The organism is Kastovskya adunca (genome assembly GCF_059505785.1).
Map to the genome: position 1 here is coordinate 138,280 of NZ_JCACLG010000047.1, position 24,952 is coordinate 163,231.

General features: G+C 45.2%; 18 protein-coding genes. 7 read left to right on the forward strand and 11 right to left on the reverse strand.

From position 1 onward, the window contains the following. Nucleotides 1-80: 80 nt before the first annotated feature. Nucleotides 81-857, reverse strand: a complete 777-nt coding sequence (locus AC5JR3_RS18530; RefSeq protein WP_495848077.1) for a TatD family hydrolase — start codon at nt 855-857, stop codon at nt 81-83. A 160-nt stretch (nt 858-1,017) separates the two neighbouring features. Beyond that, nucleotides 1,018-1,317, reverse strand: coding sequence for a 30S ribosomal protein S20 (rpsT, locus tag AC5JR3_RS18535; protein WP_495848031.1), 300 nt, complete (start codon nt 1,315-1,317; stop codon nt 1,018-1,020). A gap of 215 nt (nt 1,318-1,532) precedes the next feature. Here rpsT and hisD point away from each other — a divergent pair, with 215 nt between their 5' ends. Together hisD and AC5JR3_RS18545 are read left to right on the forward strand one after the other, a co-directional pair. Beyond that, complete coding sequence (hisD, locus tag AC5JR3_RS18540; protein WP_495848032.1) at nt 1,533-2,837, forward strand: histidinol dehydrogenase; 1,305 nt, start codon at nt 1,533-1,535, stop codon at nt 2,835-2,837. Nucleotides 2,838-2,964: 127 nt separating this feature from the next. After that, nucleotides 2,965-3,399: a universal stress protein gene (locus AC5JR3_RS18545; protein ID WP_495848033.1), complete on the forward strand. Its 435-nt coding sequence runs from the start codon at nt 2,965-2,967 to the stop codon at nt 3,397-3,399. A gap of 58 nt (nt 3,400-3,457) precedes the next feature. Here AC5JR3_RS18545 and AC5JR3_RS18550 read toward each other — a convergent pair whose 3' ends face one another. Beyond that, nucleotides 3,458-3,850, reverse strand: a complete 393-nt coding sequence (locus tag AC5JR3_RS18550) for a hypothetical protein (RefSeq protein ID WP_495848034.1) — start codon at nt 3,848-3,850, stop codon at nt 3,458-3,460. A gap of 465 nt (nt 3,851-4,315) precedes the next feature. Here AC5JR3_RS18550 and hslO point away from each other — a divergent pair, with 465 nt between their 5' ends. Together hslO and AC5JR3_RS18560 are read left to right on the forward strand one after the other, a co-directional pair. Further along, nucleotides 4,316-5,215, forward strand: coding sequence for an Hsp33 family molecular chaperone HslO (gene hslO / locus AC5JR3_RS18555; RefSeq protein ID WP_495848035.1), 900 nt, complete (start codon nt 4,316-4,318; stop codon nt 5,213-5,215). Between the two features lie 473 nt (nt 5,216-5,688). Then, nucleotides 5,689-7,764, forward strand: a complete 2,076-nt coding sequence (locus tag AC5JR3_RS18560; protein ID WP_495848036.1) for a chromosome segregation ATPase — start codon at nt 5,689-5,691, stop codon at nt 7,762-7,764. A 102-nt stretch (nt 7,765-7,866) separates the two neighbouring features. On the opposite strand, the gene AC5JR3_RS18565 is transcribed toward AC5JR3_RS18560, so the two are convergent. The 3 genes from AC5JR3_RS18565 to AC5JR3_RS18575 form a co-directional block, all read right to left on the reverse strand. Then, nucleotides 7,867-8,340: a CRR6 family NdhI maturation factor gene (locus AC5JR3_RS18565; RefSeq protein WP_495848037.1), complete on the reverse strand. Its 474-nt coding sequence runs from the start codon at nt 8,338-8,340 to the stop codon at nt 7,867-7,869. Between the two features lie 11 nt (nt 8,341-8,351). Further along, nucleotides 8,352-8,819, reverse strand: coding sequence for a phosphate-starvation-inducible PsiE family protein (locus AC5JR3_RS18570; protein ID WP_495848078.1), 468 nt, complete (start codon nt 8,817-8,819; stop codon nt 8,352-8,354). Between the two features lie 257 nt (nt 8,820-9,076). Then, nucleotides 9,077-9,430: a hypothetical protein gene (locus tag AC5JR3_RS18575; protein ID WP_495848038.1), complete on the reverse strand. Its 354-nt coding sequence runs from the start codon at nt 9,428-9,430 to the stop codon at nt 9,077-9,079. Between the two features lie 173 nt (nt 9,431-9,603). On the opposite strand from AC5JR3_RS18575, the gene AC5JR3_RS18580 reads away from it, so the two are divergent. Beyond that, nucleotides 9,604-9,831 carry a hypothetical protein gene (locus AC5JR3_RS18580; RefSeq protein WP_495848039.1) on the forward strand — a complete coding sequence of 76 codons (228 nt, stop codon included), beginning with the start codon at nt 9,604-9,606 and terminating at the stop codon, nt 9,829-9,831. 717 nt (nt 9,832-10,548) lie between these two features. On the opposite strand, the gene AC5JR3_RS18585 is transcribed toward AC5JR3_RS18580, so the two are convergent. Next, nucleotides 10,549-14,352: an eIF2A-related protein gene (locus AC5JR3_RS18585; protein WP_495848040.1), complete on the reverse strand. Its 3,804-nt coding sequence runs from the start codon at nt 14,350-14,352 to the stop codon at nt 10,549-10,551. Nucleotides 14,353-14,530: 178 nt separating this feature from the next. Beyond that, a complete protein-coding gene (locus tag AC5JR3_RS18590; protein ID WP_495848041.1) occupies nt 14,531-15,541 on the reverse strand; it encodes a tetratricopeptide repeat protein in 1,011 nt (336 codons plus the stop codon). Nucleotides 15,542-15,750: 209 nt separating this feature from the next. On the opposite strand from AC5JR3_RS18590, the gene AC5JR3_RS18595 reads away from it, so the two are divergent. After that, nucleotides 15,751-17,088, forward strand: coding sequence for an AAA-like domain-containing protein (locus tag AC5JR3_RS18595; protein ID WP_495848042.1), 1,338 nt, complete (start codon nt 15,751-15,753; stop codon nt 17,086-17,088). A 284-nt stretch (nt 17,089-17,372) separates the two neighbouring features. Here the strand turns inward: AC5JR3_RS18595 and AC5JR3_RS18600 are convergent, their stop codons facing one another. Further along, entirely contained in the window at nt 17,373-18,935 is a 1,563-nt protein-coding gene (locus AC5JR3_RS18600) for a choice-of-anchor Q domain-containing protein (protein WP_495848043.1), read from the reverse strand. Nucleotides 18,936-19,316: 381 nt separating this feature from the next. Next, complete coding sequence (locus AC5JR3_RS18605) at nt 19,317-21,173, reverse strand: ShlB/FhaC/HecB family hemolysin secretion/activation protein (RefSeq protein ID WP_495848044.1); 1,857 nt, start codon at nt 21,171-21,173, stop codon at nt 19,317-19,319. Nucleotides 21,174-21,393: 220 nt separating this feature from the next. On the opposite strand from AC5JR3_RS18605, the gene AC5JR3_RS18610 reads away from it, so the two are divergent. Next, nucleotides 21,394-23,979, forward strand: coding sequence for a two-partner secretion domain-containing protein (locus tag AC5JR3_RS18610; RefSeq protein WP_495848045.1), 2,586 nt, complete (start codon nt 21,394-21,396; stop codon nt 23,977-23,979). A 155-nt stretch (nt 23,980-24,134) separates the two neighbouring features. Here AC5JR3_RS18610 and AC5JR3_RS18615 read toward each other — a convergent pair whose 3' ends face one another. Then, nucleotides 24,135-24,950 carry a polysaccharide lyase gene (locus tag AC5JR3_RS18615; protein WP_495848046.1) on the reverse strand — a complete coding sequence of 272 codons (816 nt, stop codon included), beginning with the start codon at nt 24,948-24,950 and terminating at the stop codon, nt 24,135-24,137. Nucleotides 24,951-24,952: the final 2 nt, after the last annotated feature.

Sequence of the window (24,952 nt, forward strand, 5' to 3'; positions counted from 1 at the left end):
ACAGAAGCGGAATTCGACGACATTAAGCCGCCAAGGAAGGAGTGTATTGAGGGACTTTTTGTCCCGATTGAGCGCCGCCCTTAGACCAGCCCAAAAAGCTGACAAGCATTCTGTGTGGTTTGAGCCGCCAAGGTTTCGAGAGAGACACCCCGCAGTTGGGCAACATATTCTGCCACATAGCGGACATAGGCCGGTTCATTGCGTTTTCCTCGCTTGGGAACGGGGGCTAAGAAGGGGCAGTCGGTTTCCACTAGTAAGCGATCGCTAGGCACCATCTGGGCAGATTCCTGAGTAGTTAGGGCGTTCTTGAAAGTAACAATGCCACTGAAGCTGATGTAAAATCCTAGGTCTAAAAACCATTGGGTTTCCTCTGGCGTGCCTCCCCAGCAGTGCATTACGCCTTGTACCGCTCCTCGCTCTTGCCAAAACTTTTGCAACAGCTCGGTCATGGGAGCCGCCGCATCGCGGCAATGGATAATTACAGGCTTGTTGAGTTGTTGGGCGATTGCCAGCTGGGCTTCAAATACTGTTTTTTGTTTTTCTTGGTTTTCGGCTTTGAAAAAATCTAAGCCAATTTCGCCAATGGCGACTACCCGCTGATCGGAACGCGCCAAATCAAGAATTTGCTGGGCACTCTCGGACGTCCACTTCTCAACATCTAAGGGGTGCAAACCTACCGCAAAGGACAGCTCAGGAAATTTGTCCGCTAAGGCGCGAATGCTGTCAAACTCCGTCGGCTCCACACAAGAATGGACAAGACGCGTGACTCCCGCTTCTTTCCACCTAGCTTGTAACGCCTCCAAATCTTTTTGAAAGACATCAAAGTTGATGTGGACGTGAGTGTCTACCAACTGCATTGGCACAGGTTTTTGCGTCCTCTCTTATTCTCTTTAATCATTGTAACAATATATGACGATAGGCAAGCGAGGAATATTTCCCCACTTGCTGCCTGCACCAGAATTACAGCGTTACGGCATAAAAGAGACACTTCCCCACCTGTTCCTAGGGCTTGCCACCTCAGGAAGCGGTGGATTCCGATGCTCTTTTGAAGGCTCTAGCCAGGCGAGATTTTTTTCTCGCGCCATTGTTGGCATGTAATACGCCACGCTTTACCGCCTTGTCAATTCGGCTATAAGTCGTCGCCATCTGGTTGAAGATTTCTTGTTTGGTTTCTTCGCTGGGTTGACGGCTGTAGCTTTCTACACTGCTAAAGAACTTCTTCATCAGCGTTCTCACGGACGATTTATAAACCTTGTTACGCACGCGGTTGCGTTCGGCAATTTGTATACGTTTAGTTGCAGATTTGCTATTAGCCACGGGAATTTATGCTGAGGACAGATGTAATAAACAAACATAACAGAAAAACCACTATAACATTTCTGTGCAAATCGATTCCGACGACTACAAAAAATCCAGGTTAAGCTATAAAAGTGAGTCCAGGCACGAAATCGGCATCTGAAATCCCAAAGAATGAGGATGCTTTAGACTAGATGCACACCACGGGTAATCCCTAGATTGGCAAAGCAAGCTCCATGCTGCGAATTATCACTCAGCAGACTGAGGCCCAAACTGAACTGCGACGTATTTGCGATCGCACTCACGATGATGCGATCGTTCACAAAGAGGCGACCGTTCGCGAAGTCTTGCAGGCGGTAAAGCGCCAAGGCGATAAAGCACTTCTACACTACACCGAGGAGTTTGATCAGCAAACCCTGACGCCCGATCAACTGCGCGTCAGTGGTTCTGAACTGGATGCCGCTTACCAACAGATATCCAAAGAGTTGCTCACCGCCATCCAGGTTGCCTGTCGAAATATCGAAGCATTCCATCGACAGCGCGTTCCCAAGTCCTGGGTGCAATTCGGCGACGACGACATTGTTTTAGGCAAGCGTTACACCCCCGTCGATCGGGCGGGGATGTACGTTCCCGGCGGTCGGGCGTCTTATCCAAGCACAGTCCTGATGAACGCTATTCCCGCTAAAGTGGCAAAGGTTCCCCGGCTAGTAATGGTGACCCCCCCAGGGCCAGATAAGGCAATTAATCCAGCGGTATTAGTTGCTGCCCAAGAAGCAGGAGTACAGGAAATTTATCGCATTGGGGGTGCCCAGGCGATCGCGGCTCTTGCCTACGGAACCGAGACAATTCCCAAAGTCGATGTGATTACAGGGCCGGGAAATATCTACGTCACCCTGGCAAAAAAGCTGGTGTATGGCACCGTCGGCATTGATTCCCTAGCTGGCCCATCAGAAGTGCTAATTATTGCTGATGGGGCGGCTAATCCCGTACATGTTGCGGCTGACCTGCTAGCACAGGCAGAACATGACCCCTTAGCCGCCGCCATTCTCATCTCCACCGATCCTCAGTTGGCGAAACAGGTGCAAGGGGAGGTTGAGCGACAACTCCAAGATCATCCGCGCCGCCTACTCACCGAAAAAGCGATCGCCCACTATGGCTTAATCATTGTTGTTGAATCCCTAGACGCGGCGGCTGAACTCTCCAATGAGTTTGCCCCAGAACACTTGGAACTAGAGGTCGCTGAACCTTGGGATTTACTGGAGAAGATTCGCCATGCTGGAGCAATATTCCTGGGTTCTGCGACCCCTGAAGCCGTAGGAGACTACCTAGCTGGCCCCAACCACACCTTACCGACCTCTGGTGCTGCCCGCTACGCCTCTGCCTTGGGTGTAGAAACCTTCATGAAGCACTCTAGTTTAATTCAATACTCCCCCACCGCCCTCCAAAAAGCAGCTTGGGCAATTCAGGCCCTTGCTCAAGCTGAAGGTTTACCCTCTCACGCCGACTCTGTACGCTTACGAACAGAGGATGAATCTTTGTGATGGGTGACTAGTTATTGCTCACCTTCAAGGGGTTGCAGTGGGAAAATCTGGAAGATAATCCCCAAACCTGTTAATCTGCAACCTGCAACCCTTTACTGACAACTAGCAATAGATAAGGAGTTTTTGGGTGCTAAAGACAATTTTGGTGGCTCTTGATAGTTCAGAACTATCGCAGGGAATCATTCAAACCTTGGAGCAACTACACATACAGACAGCAGCCAAAATCATTCTTTCCCATGTCCTTCCCTCCTCCGAGTCGGATATGGAAATAGAAGCAGACTTCCCTCACAAGTCTGAGGAACTGACTTATCGGCACGTTGAAAAACAGCTACAAACTTACCAAGAAAAACTTCCCTGTCCAAGTGAGATAGAAATCGTTATCGGCGACCCCGCAGAAGAAATTATCCGCCTTGCCCACATCTACTCTTGTGACTTAATCGTGATTGGCAGTCGCGGTCTGACAGGTCTCAAACGAATTTTACAGGGTTCTGTAAGTAGTCAAGTGGTTGCGGATGCTCCTTGTTCAGTGCTAGTGGTGAAGCCTTCAGAAACTAATGAATAGTTAAGACCACCTCCTCTGCTGTTGATTCTCCCTATCTGCTTGCTCAAGTTCATATTTCTCAACGCCCTGACTGATCAGACGCCAAGAATTGACGAAGACGTAGCAAATTCAACGTTTGACCTACGTTTAGGGGCAAAAGAGACACTCCTTCCAAGCGAGATTGCACCCACCCTTCTCCCCAGTACCACTCGTGATAACCGTCAATTCCCTGACTGAGCAATAGACGTAAACAGTGGTCTTCTGCCACTTCTACGCGGTGTTGAATGGCTACAGGCCCCGTCCAGCTTGTAAATACTAACCCTTGATGTAGCCGCTCTGGTAATCCCGCAGAAAAGCGCTGAGGCCAGAGCCAACGCTGTAGCTGGCTCGACCGTAATAAAGTTTCACGGAGAACTTTCGCGGGTGCTTCGACTTCGATTCTTAATTGACTTTGTTGAAAAGTTCCAAACATAATTATTTAACTTACAAAGATTATTTTTTGATGATTGGCAGGAAATCAAAAAACATTATTAGCTGCTTTTATTGAAGATTTGGAACTTCAAAAAACAGCTAAAGCTTATACCTGAAAATAGGGTTGTTCAACTTAACTTAATTAATTATACTACATTGCTCATAGAGAAGATTTTGAGCGATCGCTAGCAAATAACCAAATTGAGCAACTTTTAAGAATTTCTTTACAGCCCTGTTATTTTTTTTGCCAATTTATCGTTCTAATACCCCGTTCTTTAAACCCTATTTTTATAAAACTGACGTTCAGCCTCTCCCTGGAAAGAAATCTCCTCTTCTGTCAAACAGATAAATTGAGTGCGTAGCCGCATAGACTGGTGGCGAAAAAACCCTACTCGGCTTTCCCCTCATCCTTAGCTGACCAACCTAAAATAAGAATTGAGAGTGTTAAGAAGTGTAAGGTTTTTCCATGGTTGATCAGTTAGTTCGCGCAACGGCGGCAGATGGAGGAATTAGAGCCGTCGGTGTGATTACAACGCGCCTCACCGAAGAAGCGCGGCAGCGTCACAACCTCTCTTACGTAGCGACAGCAGCCCTGGGTCGTTCAATGTCATCTGGGCTTTTGCTGGCATCTAGCATGAAGCAAGAAGGCTCAAGGGTCAACATTCACGTTAAAGGCGGCGGCCCTTTGGGGGGAATTCTTGCTGATGCCGGATTAGACGGTACTGTGCGGGGGTACGTTGATAACCCAGAGATAGAATTGCCTCCAAATTCTAAAGGGAAACTGGATGTTGGGGGTGCAGTTGGCGATCGGGGTTACCTTTATGTAGTCAGGGATGTTGGCTATGGTCATCCCTACTCCAGCACCGTTGAGCTAGTCTCTGGGGAAATTGGCGATGATGTGGCTCACTACCTCGTGACTTCAGAACAAACGCCATCGGCCCTGTTGGTCGGTGTCTTTGTCGGTGCAGAGGGAGTAACAGCCGCTGGGGGAATTTTAATTCAGGTGCTGCCGAAAGCCGCAACCGATGAAGCGTTAGTGGAACTTTTGGAATCTCGCGTTGCTGGTCTGGCAGGATTTACCCCCTTATTGCAAGAAGGTAAGACCTTGCCAGAAATTTTTGAGCAGTTGCTGGGCGATATGAACTTGTTTATCTTTCCAGAAGTTCAGGACTTGCGCTTTCACTGTGCTTGCTCCTTTGACCGAGTTTTAGGCGCGTTGAAGATGCTTGGTGAAGACGAGCTTCAGGACATGATTGAAAAAGACGATGGCGCGGAAGCCACCTGCCACTTCTGTGGGCGAGTCTATCAAGCAAGTAGTGATGAACTGACACAACTAATTGCGGATTTGCGAACGGAATCAGTTTAGTTGCGACTTCAATCGAAACTATCGGGTAAAAATACAAATAGTTTGCTCAATAGCTGCACAAAGCTATCCATTTCTCCGCTTTTCTAATCAATGCGGTAGCTCTTTTCCAAGCCTTCTCTGATAATTAGAGAAGGTTTTAATTTTGCCCCTAAATATGAGTGCTAACTTTAAAACGGTTGACTGAAGGGATAAAGTTCGCACAGAGCTGAGCTAGTTATCCTTTCAGATGAATTTTGGCAAAGGACTAGTCCGGTTTTCTCAGCCTTCTTTGGAAACAGTAGATAAGGGCATTTAATGAGGAAGATGCGGCGTCTATGCTTCAGGTAAGGGCACACTGGGATTATACTCAGAGCTTGCCTGTTTACTCTTGGGAAACATGGTGTAGCTTTTTCTAACCAAGGGGGGTAGGATTGCAACAACAAATGGTGCTAAAAAGCACATTGAATCAGGCAGATCATGTGGTGGTGTGAGTCATGACAAGAAATAGAGACATTTCAGATCGTTGGTCTGCCGCGAGGTCGCCTAAACCAGGTCAAGTAGGATGGCGATCGCCAAAAGGTGGGGCTAGACCCAAGCCGCCTGTTGCTCGCTCGGTTTCGGGTGCAGCACCGCAACGTCCGGCTACACCACCACCGCCACCACCACCGCCACCGCCCCACCGTCCGGTTCAACCTCAAGATTCTCATCAAGCGGCTGCACCAGTACCGCCAGCGCCAGAGGAGAACCGTCCTCGTTGGCGAATGAACGGGTGGTTTTGGGCAATCTTAACGGTGGCGATTTCCGGAGGGATCGGATTTACAGCCGTAGCGTTGCTGTTGAAGTTACCAGCGGTACCCAACTGTCCGGCGACGTTTTGGCCGACGGCTTCGGCGTCGATGCGTCTTTACTGCGCCCAATTAGCCGCGAATAAGCAAACAACAAAAGATTTGCTCGAAGCGATCGCCTTAGTAGAAGTCTTGCCCGGTGACCACGCGTTGCGTCCGGAAATTAATCGCCAAGTTGAGCTGTGGTCGCTGGATATTTTGAAGATTGGGGAAGAGCAGTTTCAAGCCGGGAAGCTGACTGAAGCGGTCGCGGTTGCTCGCAAAATTCCTAGCCATGTCCCTGCCTTCAAATTAGTACAAGACCAGATCGACCGCTGGGAAGGGATTTGGAAACAGGCAGAGGAAATTTACCAACAAGGCGAACAACAACTGCGACAGTCCAATTGGAACCAGGCATTCCGAGAAGCTGTACGTTTATCAGCAGTTCGTAATAACTACTGGGCTACGACTCGCTACGAAGAATTGGTGGATAAAATCCAACTTGGGCGGGAAGAAAGCGGCAAGCTCGATCAAGCTTACAAACTCTACAAGAGTAATAATGTCGATAACATTTTGCAAGCCATCAAGCTAGCTGAGGAGATTTCTCCCAGTAGTTACGCTTACAAAGAAGCGCAAGACCTGATTGCCGATTCTTCCAGCCAGCTGATTAAAATCGCTCAGAACCGACTGGATAAGCGAGATTGGCAAGGAGTGATGGAAATTGCCAATAAACTGCCTGCCAAGCTGAAGCTGGATGAGATGCAAGCTGACTTGACGAACCTAGCCCAGGCAATTTCTAGGGCAGAGGAAGGAACGGTTTCTGGACTGGAAGTAGCGATCGCTAATGCTCAGAGTTTGACTCCCGCTCGTCCGCTTTACGACAAAGCGCAGCAACTCCTCGGTCGTTGGCAACTCGAAATTCAGGATGTCGCCCGTCTCCAGAAGGCACGGGATTATGCTCAGACGCCGACAGTGAATAATTTAGTGGCAGCGATCGCGGAAGCCCAACTCGTTCCCAGCAATAATCCTCGCTACTCAGAAGCCAACACTCAAATTAAGCAGTGGACAAACCAGGTGCAAACCCTGGAAGACCGACCGATTCTCACCCGTGCGGAGGAAGTGGCGAGTTTTGGGGGGGTTGCCTCTTTAGAAGCAGCAATTCAAGAAGCGAGTGCGATCGGCTCTGGTCGCGCCCTCTATCAGGAAGCGCAAAATAAAATAGGGCAGTGGCGGAGAAATGCCCAACGGCTGCAAGACCAGCCTTACCTGGATCAGGCTTCGTCACTGGCGAGTGCTGGCAATTACCCGGCGGCAATTAGTTCCGCGCAACAAATTCGTCCAGGCAGAACACTGCACTCAGAAGCGCAAGGGAAGATTAGCAGTTGGCAGGCAGAAATCCAAGGTCAGCAGCGCTTGCAGGAGGCGTACCAATCAGCCGCCTCAGCAACTCCGCAAGCCCTCGCCAATGCCATTCGCGTTGCCAGACAAGTTCCTAATAGCTCCAAATCCCGCGCTAGTGTGCCAGAAGTTGTTAATCGTTGGGCTTATCAGATTTTGTCGATGGCACAGGAAAGGTCATCTACGAACGTATCGGACGCGATCGCGATCGGCAAACTGATTCCTTCTGGCACAGCGGCTTATCCAGCCGCACAATCCCAAATCCAAGCGTGGCAAAGGAGTCTAGAACCCATCTATCTCACACCACCGCCACAACCGATTACCGAGCTTGCCGAGCCAGTTAATTAGTTCTTATAGCGGTTCTGACTCGCATTCATACAACGCTGATGTAGGGGCAGTCCTTCGCCCCTACTGTGTGATTGCAGGTGGGGTAGTCTTGTGTAGCCTTCACTACAGCAGGTCAAAGAAGTTACTGTCAAGTTCGTAGCCTAAAAGCTGCGCCATAGACTGCAAGCGAGAGTTGCTTGGCAAACCTTGCTGTTTTAGCCAAGCGTGCAGAACGAAGATTTTTTCCATCACAAAGATTTCCAGGGATTCTGGGTTGTACTGGATGCCTTCTACGGGATGAAATTGATGAGGTACGAGCATGGCGACATAACGCCCTAGTTCTCCGGATTTCCAGTCAAGGAGAAAGGGCATCCAGGGATAGCAGGCATCCAGGCGAATAAACCACAGCCGAATTTCTGGAATTTCAGAAAGTTCACGAGGATCATCAGCCTCGCGCTGGTAGTCAATCTCAAACTGGAGCTGCTGTTCAAGAGAGGCGATCGCGCTTTCTTTTTGCAGCGATTCGACTAGGGTTTTTACTGGGGACAGATCTAAATTGTTGATGTCGTCAGAATTGATCGTAATCTTAGTGGTCATAAATTCAGTTGTTAATCAGCTTTCCTTGAATTAGTGCTGCGGATTATCCAGTAACTGAGGGAAAGGGAAAGAATGGCGATCGCTAAACCAATAATGTGAATCCCTGAAGTTTTTTCCAAGTCAAGAATAATAATTTTTCGGGCAACAGCAACTAAAGACGTAACAATAACTAGTTCAACTTGAACAATATGTTTTTTAAGATAAGCAGTAATATTTTCTAAAATTTCTAAGGCAATTAATACATTTAGAAATAAACCAAAAATCTCAAATAATGATTGGCTGAAAAAACCGAATGGAGGAGTAGTTAACTCTTGAGCAAGGAGGACAATCAGGTCAAAAACAGCAACCAAGATTACCGCCACCATCACCACAGACAAAACTTTGGAGATGAAACCTTCAACGTGGTTTATTCCACGGAGAAAACTTTTGTCGCTACAAGACTCTTTAAGTAGACGAACAACCTTATTTAACCGCCGCATTTCCCTATCTATAGAAAACTGCTTTCCCTGATGAATAGTACCACGGATGCTTCTCAGACTTTTGTACTTCCACTTCAGCAAGACCTAAGCCAAATGTGTTGTTAGCAACAGTCTTGCCTCAATTAAGGCGAAGTAATACTTGGGTAAATTCGTCAAGGGGTAGATGGCTCAATTCTCCCCTTTTTCTCAGGCAGTTTGGGGCGATCGCTCTAACCGTGCAGACTTATGCGAGCATTAGTATCACCTGATGCAGGCAATTACTTAAATCCCACCCCCGAAATTAGCACGCTAGATGTGCGAAGAATTTCCTGAGCTCGCTTGGCTGCATAAGTTTGGCTGTAGGACATGGTTACATAGCAATATTCGTTTGTGTCTTTGTACCAGTAGAACCAACCGGATACCCGCGACAGATCGCACCCTTCAGGGTTGGGAGTGTAGCCAACATAGCTTTTTGACTCAATTCCTTTCGTCAAGCGGGTGATTTGAGCCGTTGCGGGATTGATTGTCAAAGCCATTGTCACAAAGGCTGTGGTTTCAATGGCAAGACAACAGGTAACTACCCCTAAGACAGGACGCACAAAAGCGATCGCGTTGCTTACCTGCTTTTTCATCGCAGTATCTCCAGGAAAAAAGACTGTTCAGTTTTAGTATTCCCAGGAGCAAAGGCCGGATTCTTATCAATCAAGGGAAAATACAATTTCCTACGAATCACACACCCTATGCGATTGGTGACATAACGATAACAATCCCACTCGTACAGGCGGGATCGTTAGGAGCGCTGGCATTGTTAGTGTTCAAGATCGCGCCGCCTTGGTTGATAGAACCGCTAGAATTAAAAATCGCCCCATCCTGGAGCGATCACATTCTTCGGATGCTATATATTGTCATACCGCCTAATACTTGTGGCACTGACCTGAATCCTTACAGCGACACGACAAAGTGCTTGACATTTATTAGAGAGTATCATCTAAACGTGCGCCTTACAGGTCTGTTATTAGCCTTGCTTTTCTGAGAAAGAATTGCAGTACAGTCTCTTCGCGGGTAATAATGTCAGCTCTGCCATCCATACCCAATTGGATTTGGCATTTCTTTTGACTGTTTCCTAAAGAAAGGGCTGTTGGCTCAATTGTTAATTCATAAAAAGCACCAGCAGCAGTTGCTTGTGGATTAGTGCTGTTTATATTTGCGCTATCGTTGTTATTTTGACGGGTAATTGCATCGGGAGAAACAGCCTTTACTTTACCATTGAGAGTGCCGTAATCAGGATAGGGACAAGCCTACACTCGCATTTGCACTTTTTGACCAATCTGTACCTTGCTTTTAGCCTCAGATTCAATCGCTGCTTTTACGACTACAAGGAGCATTCCTGGGGACGATTTGTGCAACTTCCTCTCCTATACGTACCATTTGACCGGGGTTTCTTAGATTTAGCTTAGAAATGATACCATCGGTGGTAGCTGTAACAGCGGTTTCTTGAAGCTCAACTTCAATTTGTTTAAGTTCCCTAGTATCTCGCTCTAGCTGTTTTTGAACTTCAATTTGTTGGTTAATTATAGCTTGGCGTTCTCTTTCTAAGGTCGCTTGATTAACTTCTCCAGAAGCTTTTTCTTGAGCTATACGTTCAGTCGCAATTGTGACTTCTGCATCAGTTGGATTGAGAGTAGCATGGGTACGTTGCCGTCTGGCTATAGCAGCTTCTACAGCTTTTTTGAGCCGTTCGATTCTACGACTATTTACTCCAACAAACCTTTAATCTTTCCCGTACTTGAGGCTGGGTATTCAGATAATCTTTTAACCAGTCACACCCCCGCCCTAATAGCCCATCTAATTCATCAATCCGCCAAATCAGCACCTTGTTCTGCTCAGGAGAATTACCCTGAACATGCGCGAGAATGTAGTTACCATCCGGGCTAAAATGTATTGGCGATATAAATGTAGATGAATACTTATACTGTGCAAGTTGTTTACCTGATATATCCCAAACACGATAAATTCCATCATCTGAAGCTGTGACAATCCGCTGACCATCCGGGCTAAAAACAGCAAATCCAACCCTGCTTTGATGCGGTATTTCCAGTAATTGTTTATCAGAAGTATCCCAAATAATCGCCTTATTATCTGGAGAAGTAGCAAGAACTAATGTTCCATCTGGACTAAAGCTAGGGCTATAAATATCTTGATTCGCTTTGAACTCTGATAACTTTTGACCTGATGTATTCCAAATGCTCGCTATATTTCCATGAGTCGTAACAATACGCTCCCCATCTTGACTGAAGCTAGCACCCAAATAACTATTTTCACTTGCTTGAAATTCTACTATTTTTTCACCCAAAATATTCCACAAACTAGAGTAGTTATTGCCGTCATAATCAAACATAGCCATAATATAGTTACTATTAGGGCTCCAAATAATGCCTCTGGCTTTGAATGTAGTTATTAACTTACCCGAATCCGACCAAATTCTAGTTTTCTTGTCATAGGTTGTAGTTAAAATATGCTTGCCATCTGGACTAAAAGCAGCATACTCTAATCTATCCTCATGTCCTGTAAGCGATAATAATTGTTTTCCAGATGTATTCCAAACACGGGCCGTTTTATCATTTGAGGCTGTGACAATTAGTTTTCCATCAGGACTAAAATTAGCGCTATTAACAATATCTGAATGTCCTTGAAATCTTGCTAGCTGCTTACCAAAATTATCCCAAATTAATATAGATTTCCAAGTTGGGGTAACAATGTATTTACCATCGGGACTCCAGCTTGCTCCCGTCATAGCATCTTTTGACTTGATGGTTACTGGTATCCTATCGGATAAGTCCCAGATACGAACGATGTTATCTTGTCCATAAGTAACAATATATTTTCCATCTGGACTCCAACGGGGGCTTCTTTGATTTCCTGTCAGTTCGGTGAGTAAATCAGCTGATAAATCCCATACTTTTACAGCTTCATCTCTTATATCCCAGACTTTTATAGTGTCATCGGTTGTAAAAAATTGCTTTCCATCTGGACTAAATCCTGCATCACCATTCAGGACTTTCTCATTTTTTATTTCTCTAATCAGCCTGCCAGATAAATTCCTAACATAAGTTCTGTAAGGCGTTGATACGAGAATACGCTGGCTATCAGGACTAAAAACAGCATGCATCGTTACCCATTGATCATCGGCTTTAAATTGTGCAATTTGTTTACCTGAAACATCCCAAATATAGGAGTCATTCGAGTTAGTCAAAATATATTTTCCATTCGGACTCCAATAAGCACTGTTAACAGCCATTGAATGTCCTGTGAATGTTCGCAATAGTTTACCCGATGTATCCCAAATACGGGCAGTCTTATCATCAGAAGCGGTAAGAATATATTTACCATCTGGGCTAAAATTGGCACTATTAACCTTGCCTTGATGTTGAAGTTGTAGTAATAAATTACCCGATAAATCCCAGATGCGGGCTGTTTTATCATTAGGGATATTAGCTATGCTTTTACCATCCAAACCTGTTTCAATAACAAATGAATTTCCAGAAGTCGTAATGACACGTTTCCCATCTGGGCTAAAACTGGCACTAGTTACATCTTCTTGATGTTGAAGTATCGCCAATTGTTTCCCAGAAAAGTTCCAGATACGAACTGTTTTATCATTAGAAGCGGTGAGAATATGCTTGCCATCTGGACTAAAATTAGCAATAAAAACTCCGTCTTGGTGTCCTTTTAGTTCGGCTATAAGCTTACCGGACAAGTTCCAAATACGAGCAGTTTTATCATTAGAAGCGGTGACGATGTACTTTCCATCATGGCTCCAGTTCACAGTTGTAATATTGTCTTTATGAGCAACAAATTGTTTTATTTCCCGAATATTATCGAGTATGCTTTGTAAAGCAAAAATTGGACTGCTTGCAGGATATTTTTCTAGAGACCGTCCATTTTTTACTATTTCTTTTAACTTTTGCCCTGCATCCACCGCTGTAACTAAAGATTCAATCTGTTTTGTTTCAAACTGCTTGAGCGCTGCAACTCCTGCTTGCTCTAATCTTATACCTAACTGGGTTTCTCGTAATTGATTAGTTGATATAGTTGCCCCGACAAAAGCAATAGCTGCTCCGATAAGAGAACAAACAAGAACTCCACCACCGATACGAATTTGTCGTTTGGCTTGATGTTGTGCCGTGGTTAAAGTCTCGTTAGCTTGTGCTAAAATGCGACTCTCTTCTTCTTGAAATGTTAATGCAGTGGCTATTTCTTGTTTTTCAAATTCCTGGCTAGCAGTTAAAAACTGGTAATCTTGCTGACTTAAATTTTTATTAAACACCCAATTTTTTGCATCTTCTAATGCTTTCCCGCGCAATAATCTAGAATTATCTTGACAGGCTGAAGCAAACCAAGCGGATAATGCTTCTGAATAAGGTCTTAAATCGGCAAGTGCTTTCTCTATCCAGTTTAAATCAAAAACTGTTGCATAAATACGGTTATAAACCCTTAAATATCCCTGCTGTTCTACAACTAATCCAGATAGTCGTAATTCTATTTGTTCTGCACTATCCGAAGCGGGAATTTGCCCTAACTGTAAAATTTTCTGATATAAACCAAGCAATGCACCTGTATTATGCTTGCTCATCAAAATTCTATCTTTGATGGTTTTTAAATGGGGCGGTTCGTCAAGGGAATCCCAGTTTTCAATTATTTGCTGTCTAACAATATTTTTCACCCATTCAACTTCTGTAATTTCTCCCTTTGCTTTTAGTGATTCATAATGAATAAAGTTTGGGGAAGTTACTAATAAATCGCATAGTTTTTGTGTAAGTAAGGGTTGTCCTCCAGTCCATGCTAAAACTTCTTGCAAAATAGCTTGTGGATTTCCAAACCCTTTTAAACCTGATGCTAAAGGTGAAATTTCGTGTATTTGAAAACCATTAATTTGAATTGCACGACCGATATTAAAGGGGGTTCGTACTTTATCTGCGATTAAATCGCTCGGTGTTGTGACTCCGAGAAGGACAAAATTAATTCTATTAAATTCGCTATTAAAATTACGTTTTTCATAACAACTCCTAATCCATGCAAAGAAATCATCAGCCTTAAATTTTAAACTTAAAATACTATCAATTTCATCAATAAAAATGACTATTTTGCTTGGAACATTTTCTAAGAGAAATTTTTCGACAAATATATCTAAACGCTGTATTGGCGGTAATTCGCAGTTTTCTTTCCACCATGTTCTAATAAATTCGCTAGGGTTAGCTATTTCAAAATTTGCAACTAATGTGTAAACAATACCTGCATACCACTGTTCCGGATTTATATCTTTACTACCGCGTCCAGAAATGTCAATCGTAGTACAAGCGATTCCTTCTGCTTGCAGTCGTTTGATTGTGCGAACTTGCAAGCTAGTTTTACCCATTTGCCGGGAATTGAAAATATAACAGAAGTTCCCCGCTTTCAGTTGGTTATAAAGGTCAAAGTCTGCTTGTCTAACTACGTAACTGGGAGTATTTTCTGTAAGGCTCCCACCAATTTTATAGAAAAAATTGTTGTTCATTATTTAGCTAGATTACTAATTAGTTTAAGGGGGAAGTTTTTGAATTTATTACAAACCCCGGTTTTTTTGCTTGTAAACGTGCAGTGTTACGCAGCTAGTTGTATAGATGCGCGTGACGGCAAATAGATCACTTATCTTTTACACATATAATTTATACCGTCACACATCCTAATGAAGGCTATATTCTGTTGCGGCGAATTAACACTTCTAATTGATTTTTTTGCTTGTCAATTAATGTTATTTTTGGATGGTCTGGACTAAACTTATTTAGGAGTTGCGATCGCTCCATTTCAAGACTTTCCATTTTTTCGTATGCAGCATTTGATATAAGGGCTTCTACTACTCTTTCATAGGGTTGTGGTTGTGTGTTAGCTAGCTGTTTATACAGATCCTGAAGTTGAGCGTCAAAATGCTGAATTACTGAATGTTGAGGTTGAAAAGTTGCTAAATTTAATGCTCGATCAACTTCCATTTTGGCGATTGATTGTAAAATACGACCAGTAGAAATCTGCGGTACTTCTGAAATGGATACCCCCAATCGTAATAATTCATTTCTGACTTGATCTAGCATCTCCTCATTTCTAGCATCCATCATACCATTTCCAAAAACTCCGTTTAAATATTGCTGCAAAAGTTCTTCTGCTGCTTTATAATCTGCGATCGCACTTTCTTTATTCCCTAAATCCCGATACAGATTTCCTCTGAAAAAGTAAGCATCAGCAGAAGAAGCATTTTCACTAATGACTTGAGTCCAATCTGAAATTGCTTTCTGTTTTTCGCCTAACTTTTCATAAGCTCTAGCCCTGTTCCAGTATGCAACACTACTAAAACCTAATCTACCTGTATTTTGCCTAATGACTTCGGTATAATCTTCTACTGCGGCTTGATAATTCCCGAGTTCATAGTAAGCATTTGCACGATGATAGTAGGGTTCTTCAGCTTTAGGATTGAGCCGCATTGCCTGCGTGAAAGAAGAAACCGCAGCTTGAGAGTCTTTTTGGCAGTCCTCTTGAAAGTGCCCCATGCCTATGAAGTCCTCTACCGTATTAAGATATGGTGGTTTAGGAGTTTGACAATCAGTAGAGGCATTAGAAGCTGGTATTTGTGCAACTAATGGTATCGAAAAACCCAGCAGCAAAATAGATGATGCATAAGCTAATAAGGAAGATATAGAGAAGGCAAATTTCATAAGTCTGTAATCCAGAAGTGTTTTCAGTTAAAGTAGGACTAGTTAGTGTTTACAGGTTGCACCTCAAACTTTATTCCTACTAATCCCATTTAACCTTGACAGCAATTGAGTTCGCATAGGAGTATATCGAGTACGTATCGACTTTGTAACGAGATTGAATATTTTAAAATTTCGCCAAATAAATAAATTTAGCAGTTGTAATATCAAAAATGCCACGTTCAGTTAGAGTACGCCCTGAATTTCTATCAGAGGTCAAGTCGGCATTACCGCGTAATGGCTACATTCGTCAAACCGATTTAGCTGAATATTTGCAAATATCTCAATCTACTATCAGCAGTTTTCTTAATGGCAGACCTGTTGATTACCTCAACTTTAGAGAAATTTGTCGAGCTTTGGGGCTGGAATGGCAAGATATTGCTGATTTAACTGCTGATTTAACGGTGGAAAGTGGAAAAGATGTATTTTCATCACCCTTACCACCCACCACAGAGGAAAATAACAAAGGAACTCAAGAAATATCTTCATCCCACTTTTTTATAGAACATCCATCTGGGCAAGTACCATTAGATTCGCCATTTTATATCAAGCGTTTCCCAATTGAAGAACGCTGTTACGAACAAATTCACAAACCCGGTACTTTGATTAGAATCAAAGCACCCAGACAAATGGGTAAAACTTCACTCTTATCAAGAATTATTGATAAATCATATTCTCAAGGGGATTGTGCCGTCATATTAGATTTCCAACTCGCAGCACAGCAAATTTTTGTCAATTCAGATAAGTTTTTACTTTGGTTTTGTGCCAGTGTTGGTTTAGCTTTAAATATCCCGAATCAAATTGATGAATATTGGGATTTAGCAGAAATCGTGGGTAGTAGCATGGCATGTAAAGCCTATTTTGAGGAGTATCTACTACCAACAATTGGTAAGCCACTAACGCTTGGTTTAGATGAGGTTGATAAAGTTTTTGAATATCCAGAAATTTATCGAGATTTTTTTGGATTGCTACGTGCTTTACATGAAGAAGGCAAACGGCGGGAGATTTGGAAAAAACTGCGATTGGTAATTGTACATTCTACAGAAGTTTACGTGCCTCTTGATATTAATCAATCACCCTTTAATGTAGGTTTGTCTGTAGAATTGCCTGAATTTAATAATAAACAAATTTTAGATTTAGCCCAAAGGCATCAATTAAATTTGGATGAAAACGAAGTAAAAAAATTAATGGCGCTGGTGGGTGGACATCCCTTTTTAGTGCGTCTTGCCCTTTATCATATAGCCAATATGGATGTTACTTTAACAGAAATACTACAGAATATTACAAGTTCATCAAGTATCTATGCAGACCATTTACGCCGTCAAAGTTTAATTCTTACGCAACAACCGGAATTAGCAGATGCGATGAAAAATATAATTGATAATAATTTTGCCAAATTATCGGCAGCAACTAAATTTAAATTACACAGCATTGGATTGGTAAAACTGCAAGGAGATAGCGTATTACCACGCTGTAATTTATACCGTCAGTATTTACAAATTAATCTGTGAAAAAGTAAATATCTTGTTGACCAGAAGAAAAACAGAGAGCAAAAAAATCGCTTTCAACAGCACAAACGAACTATGATTTGAACAATAAAATGGACAAAAAGGACAGGATCTACTTCACAAATTCATAAGACAGTATATACTTCAACGCTTTCAAAAACGTCAAGATTTAAGTACAGTAAGCAACAGAAAACACCAACGACCATAAGGCGGGCATTTCTGTAGGGGCTTGATACTGTTCCTTGCCCCTACCTGATATGGCTCAATGCGTAGTAAACGCCTTAGCCTTACTTCACTTCAAACGCCCCAATGTCACAGGTGCCACCTTGAGGACGAGTGACGCCTCGCTGATCGATTGTAGGGCAAGTATTGTTGTTACCCTTGTTAATCGCTGGGCTACCTGTCAAAAGCGCTCTAGTTTGAGTCGCACCACCATTATTGGTTAACGCTCCCAGCAGCGGATCAGCGGTGGTAATTCCACTCGTGCAGGCAGGATCGTTGGGATCATTGGAATTGTTGGCGGGAAATTGTAAGTTATTACCACCATTCGTCATCGCAGAAAAACAGTTGTGCTTGATGTTCCAGTTATTGCCACCATTGTTGGCTCTGTTGTTGGCAATAATCGTATTCTTCAGCGTAACATTACCGTCTCCGACAATCCCGCCACCTTGAAAGCCAGCATAGTTGTCGGCGATCGTGCTGTTGGTGATGGTAATCTTACCGTTAGTTCTCATGATTGCACCGCCCAAACCGCCCTTACCGTCACCACTCTCCGCTCGATTGCCAGAAAATGTACTATTGATAATGTTCAGTCTGGCACTGTTAGCGTTCGAGACCGCGCCGCCTTGGTTGCTAGCCATATTCCCCGTGAACGTGGAATTACTAACGGTAAGCAGAACAGTGGAAGCACCACCAGAATTAAAAATTGCCGCCCCAAATCCTTGATTGCCCGTACCTGTCACTTTATTGCCAGAAAAGGTACTATTTTCAATCGCGGAAGTATTATTTTTGTAGAGTTGGCTGAAGACTGCGCCACCTTGAAAAACAGCGGTGTTGTTGGTGAAGGTGTTATTACGTAAAACAATTTTTCCGCTGTCACCATTGCCCCCGTCATAGTAAATGGCACCGCCTCCACCACCAGAGCCTGAAACCGTTGATTGATTCCCGCTAAATGTGCTGTTGGTAACCGTTAAATTGCTCAGTAAGTTATTGATTGCACCGCCGTTTCCGGCTTTATTCCCGGTAAACGTACTCTTGTCTACAAACACCGTACTTTCACTTTGGGTGTAGATAGCACCCCCACCATCAAATTCTCCACCTCTTGTAGAGACGTTGTTTGTAAATTTGCAGTTTATAACTGCTAGTTTGCCTCTGTAGCCGTTATAAATGCCTCCCCCTTCATCGGTGGTAAAACCGTTGGCAATTGTTGAATTCCGAACAGTAAGTTGAATGCCATTGCCGAGCGTCTTGAAAATGCGATTTTTTCCGCCACCATCAAACGTTACTAAGTTTTGACCATCGATTAAGGTGTTGGCGGCAATCAGTTTCTCACTACTGACTCTAATCGTAACCGGGCTGGAACCACAGTTAAATGAGACAGTTCCACCGCCTACCAAGGCTGCCGTCAAGGCTGACTCCGTGCAACTTCCCGCTGTTCCATTACCGATAATTCCAGCGGCGGCGGCGGGTTTTGCTGAAGTGAGAATTAAAGAAAATCCGGCGATCGCGCTCAAGAACAGTAGTGGTCTATTTGAGCCAAGATCTGATCCTAATTTAAAGAACTCGTGAAGTTTAGTTAGGGTAGTTTCCTGGAGCGTCAATGCGAGATTATACTGGTAATTGGAAGACAAGCTTCTTTGACTTCTGAGTAAATTCACAGGCTTAATCCTTATATAGGGTAATCAGAGGGTTAATAGGGTTAACGTTCTGAGCTGAACTAAGCCATCTGATAACTGCGTTAGGGGTCGAAATGTTGAGGGATACAACAAAAATCGACCCTAATTAACGCAGCCAATTAATAGGTGGGAACTGCACATCTAACTAGTTCCGGGTTTTAAAGTAAAATCCGGAATTCTTGCGGTATTCTTTTCTATTTCTCGATTAATTAGTGAATGAATATCAAGTAACGAGGAATAAACAAAGGGAAACAAAAGCCCACAATTAGTAAGAGAAAGCCTTTCTCCATTCATCACTTTTGCCTTCACTTGTCGGACTTATTTGGGCCCATCTATTTAAAGTTTGTAATCAACACTGAAGTAGAAGCCATCATCCTGAGCGTTTGTCCCCCGGTCGTCGAGGTTGACCAGTGGCAGTCCGTAATCTAGGCGCAGGTTCAACTTTGGCAGTGGTTGCCAGATCAGTCCGATGCCAACTCCAGCAAGAAAGCGCTGTCGTTGCAGTTGGTTGGGGTTATCCGAGACATTCCAAACTCCTCCCATATCAAAAAAGGGCGCTAACTGGAAAGTGGCTTCTCCCGCTTCATTGCGTTCTAGGGTAATGCGGTCTTCTACAGAAAAGCGGATGCCATTGTCTCCCGCGCGCACGTTTTGTCGGTAGCCTCGCAAAGATTGACCGCCGCCAATTACAAACTGCTGGGAGGGGAGCAGGCTATCTGGGGTGAGTTGTACGTCGGCTTGCAGGATGAGGAAATTGTCTGGGTTGAGGACTTGCACGCGCTGCACTTGACCGAGCCAACTGAAGAATTGACCATCTGGGATTGGGTCGGGATTCGTCGTGGCATCAAATAAGCCCGTACCGATATTAAATTGCGATCGCACTGCCCAAGCTCCCTGCACATCCCGGCGAACGTACTCTTGCCCCAACTTAATCACACTAGTGCGGCTCGTCCCATCCGCTTCCGGGCCAATCCCAAACGGCGTCGGGCCCGCAAATGTAAAGGTTTGACCATCCTGGTAAGCAAAACCCACCGACACCGCCAACTCTTCGCGAGGCGAACGAACTAGGGGCTGGCGGTAACTAATTTCATACAGTTGAGACTCTCCCCGGATATCCAATGCGTCTAAAGGAGATTGGGTGACGCGGTTGCGGGAAGGGGCGGCTCTCAGTTGCAGCGTGCCATCTTTGGCATTGAGAGGGAGGCGATAGCTAAAGTCAAGAATATCCGCGCCGCTAGTAGTGGTGTGGTAGTAGGAGGCGGCAAGTTCGTCACCGATACCTGTGAGGTTGCGATCGCGAAAACTAACACCCAAGCGTTCTGAACCCACACTGGGAGGAGAATAGTTGTCTACACTTACCCTCGCTTCAATCGGGTTTGCCTCTGTTACCCGCACTACCACAATACTTTTGCCCAGTTGAGTTCCAGCCTTGAGACTCGCTTCCACATTTTCAAATAACGGGTTAGCTCTCAGTAGCCTCAATTGGTCTTCCAACTTACTTGTATTTAAAGGCGTACCCGCTCCCAATTGGACGCGGCTACGGACGTAATCAGGATTCAGACGCTGCGTTCCCTCTACCTCGATTTTTTCCAGACTGCCTTCAATAACGCGAATCTCGACAACGCCGTTAGTCATACCTTGGAGAACAACAGCCCTAGAGGTGAGATAACCCTGGTTGAGGTAAAGCTGAGTAATCGCATCCGCCACCCCTTCAAGTTCCTCAGAAGAAAGCGATCGCCCCTCATACTGTTGAAGAATTGGGTTTAGCTGCGATTGATCAAAAACAGTGCTACCCGTCACCTCAATCCGTTGAACCGTGATTTCAGGGATAGGAACAGGTGCAGGTTCTGGCATGGAAGAAGGGGACTCTAAGGGCGGCTCCTCCTCCAAATCAGGTAAATCTAAAACAGGTGCAGGTTGCAAAATACTGTTACTTGGCTCCGGCGGCAGACTTTCCGGAGGTGCAGGAACCGGAGCGTTTTGAGCCTGTAGCGATATCTCCTCCTCCTCCACCGCCACATCACTCCCCGTATCCAGTAAAGGCATTACCGCCGACGTAGCCTCAGCAATCGTTGCCCCTCCCGGCATTGCCCAACTCAATAACACCACACCAGGAAGAGAAACCCTGCATCCAGCCCTCAAAAGCTTTGTCTCCCCTTCTTCCTCCGTGCCCTCTCGCCTAGTGTGGTTCATTACTCTTACTCGTAAAGACTGCCGCATAGGAGCGTACCTTCCAAAAACTTCACTCCTTTCGCTTTACGTCTCCACGGAGAAAAAGTCCGTCATAATTTCAACTTAAATTTGAAAATTCCGAGAAATCACTGAACTTTTATTCTTTATTAACCAATAATCCGGTTCTCACCAAATAGCTCAGTAGCTGTTATCGAAAGCCACTTCTATTGAATGGTGAAATATGGATTCAACCATAAAAAATACGGGCTTATTGCTAGCAGTATTGCCCCTTTCCCAGGGACTCGTTATTGCCAAAGCACAAGCAGAACCAATCGTTACCGCCAATGACGGCACGGGTTCTATTGCCGCTCCCGAAGGTAACACCATTGAAATTAGAGGCGGGACGCTTTCTGGCGATGGAGCCAATCTTTTCCACAGTTTTGAACAGTTTGGGGTAGAAACCAACCAAATTGTCAACTTTATTTCCCAACCCGGAATTCAAAACATTCTCGGTCGCGTTGTGGGAAATACCCCATCAATAATCGATGGCATCCTTCAGGTTACAGGCGGAAATTCCAACCTATTCTTGATGAATCCATCAGGTATCATCTTTGGCCCCAATGCCAGTTTGAACCTGCCTGCGGCATTTACAGCAACAACAGCCACAGGTATTGGCTTTGGCGACAAATGGTTCGATCTTTCCTCCAATAACTACGCCGAGCTTGTGGGTACGCCCGATGCCTTTGCCTTCAATACTCCGCAACCGGGAGCGATCGTTAACGTGGGCAAGCTAGCCGTACAACCGGGACAAAATCTGACCCTACTAGGGGGAACCGTCGCGAGTACGGGAGAGCTAATTTCTCCTAGCGGTAACATTACCCTCGCCGCCGTCCCCGGCAAGCAAGCCGTCCGCATTAGCCAAGCGGGACACCTGTTGAGTCTAGAGGTTCCCCTACCAGATAGCCCAAACTCCGCCTTAAGTTTGCCACAACTCCTCACTGGTGCAGGAGGCGATCGCGCAACGGGATTAGCGGTAAATGATAGCGGCGAGGTAGAACTGGCGGGTTCTGGTATCCGAGTGGAAGCGGGAGATGTAGTTGCCCGTCAGGTGAGGGGAGGAACTGCCACCCTATCAGCTGACAACAATTTAAGCCTAATAGAAAGCCAGTTGCAGACAACTGGGGATATGAATTTACTGGCAGGAAATACCGTTCGGGCAAGGGATAGCCAAACAACACCCTTTCTCGCTCAAGCTGGAGGAAATTTAACGATTCAGGGCAACCAAGGAATTGATATTCTCGCCCTCAATCACCCCCAAACCCCCTTCCAAAGCGGCGGCAACCTCAGTTTAGTGAGTGATGGGATAATTTCTGGGGATGCTAATTACGCCAGTGGCGGAAATTTCTCCGTTCGTAACTTAGCAGGTGAAGCAGGCAATTTTGTCAGTCTCTACGACCCGATCATTACTGCCGATGGCGATGTCACCTTTGGCCCTTACACTGGGGCTTCCTTAAAGATTGTGGCAACAGGCAGCATCAACATTACAGGCGATATTTTAATTAACGCCATCGACCCTAGCTTAGACCCCAGCAGTCGAGTGTTGATTTTAAACGCAGGCGTTCCTGGTACTACTGATAACGTTAGCTTCGACTACTTTGATTTCGATTCCTTCACTGATTTTGTCAAAACTCCCCTGACCTCACCCGCCACAATTACCGTTTCTGGAACTATTGACTCGGAAAATGGGGAAGCATTGCGAGTCAATTTGTCAGCACCGGGGGATATCACAACGCAAACCATCCGATCCTATGGTGCAGATATTGAAATTATCAGTACTGCTGGCTCGATTAATACCGCCGATCCCGTCAATCAACTCTACTCTCTAGATTCTCGCAACGGTGCGGGGAATGGGGGGAAAATCACCCTTTCTGCGGCAGGAAATGTGACAGCCGGGGAAATTGACTCTTTTTCCTTATCCGGCAGTTCGGCATCTGGCAATGGGGGCGATGTCAGCATCACAGCAGGTGGCGATCTTGTCGCTGAGAGTATCGAAACTTACTCGCGATGTGATGGTTGTACCTCTGGCGTTGCGGGTAATGTTCAACTAAATGCTGGTAATGATATTGCGATCGCGCAAGCCATCGATGCTCAGAGTATAGGAAGTGGCACAGGCGGCAATGTCACAGTTAATGCTGGTCGATACTTCCGCGTGCAAAATGCGTTTAGCAACCCTATCCTCGATCCGGGCTTTAGTATCAATACTAACGGCAGTGGGGGCGGTTTAATTCAAATTACTCATCAAGGGGGAGTGACCGTAACTCCTTTTGAGGTGGGCGATGCGACAACAAATGGAACGGCAAAAGCTATTGTCTCTGGTGATTACACTATCTCTCCACCCGAATCCTTCCCGGTAGGATTCGCCTCCCCTTCGGGTAGTATCCTCATTAACAGCACTCCACCGCCACCGCTACCACCAGCACCAACTCCAGTACCAACTCCAGCACCAACTCCCGCACCAATTCCAGCGCCAATTCCAACTCCAGCACCAATTCCCGCACCAATTCCCGCACCAATTCCCGCACCAGCACCAATTCCCGCGCCAGCAACAATTCCAGCACCAACTCCAGCGCCAATTTCAGTGCCGGATCAAGATGTTATTCTCGATTTTCCACAAGACCCGCCGCCACCTTTAACAGTAGAGGATTTGGATGATGAGCAAATTCTCTGCGTAGCTAGCGATCGCGAAAACGAAAAGTCCCCAATCCTCCAAAGGTTTCCTCGCTGCGAAGAACAGCATCAGCGTCCCCTTAAACAAACCCTCCGTTAAATTTCCCCTGTTTCCCTGCTACCAAAACTAGGGGTGCTTCACTGGATTTGATCTCAGTGCGAAGAACAGCATCAGCGTCCCCTTAAACAAACCCTCCGTTAAATTTCCCCTGTTTCCCTGCTACCAAAACTAGGGGTGCTTCACTGGATTTGATCTCAGTTACCAGCTTTTGAAACTTGAAACTCAGCAAAGTCTACATGGACATCTTTAGGAGTTGCCCAAGAAGAGTCTCCCCCACCGAAAAAGGTTGAGAAGAATATACCATCGATTTTTAGATCGTCAGTTGTGCGAAAAGTCAGTTTATCTTGGTCAAGAACTAGCTGACTATCAACCCAAACCTTAACCCTGCCATTTGCCTTCCCTGGTTGATTTAAGGTCACTTCCTGCTCTAGGTGGTGCCAGACTCCGGGTCTAAATCGCCAGTTTCCCCTACCCATTGAAGTGCCATGTTTATCGCTGGTGGGCAGGTAAGCATATAGTTCTCCATCTCCGTTTCGCCGCCACATAAAACGAGTTGAGAAGCCATCCTTGCCATTGGGAATTGTTCCACCACTGTTGCCGTCTCCCCCAAACAGTCCTGGCAATTTTCCGCCTTTGACAAAGTCAAAATTATCACTAAAGCGGACATAGTAGCTCAACTGCATAGTGTCTCTAGGAGCTATACCCAGATTGGCATAGAACTGTCCTCCCCCAATGGGGACTTTGTTTTTACGAGCAACACTAGGACTAGCAGAATTTTTTGGGTAACGCAGCCTCAGCACTTTGGCAAATCTGCGGTTGGGGTCGTTGATGACTTGCATATTTTCTTCACCCCAAGCTCCACTGTTTTGGATATTCCAGGAACTTCTCCATTCAGGGTTTGCGAATCTATCTGACCACAGAGGCTCAAGACGGCGAGAGTCAGAGACAACCGTTACCGCCGGCGATGAAGAAACCTCTGGAGGGGTAGAACAGCTTAAGGTAAGCAGCATCA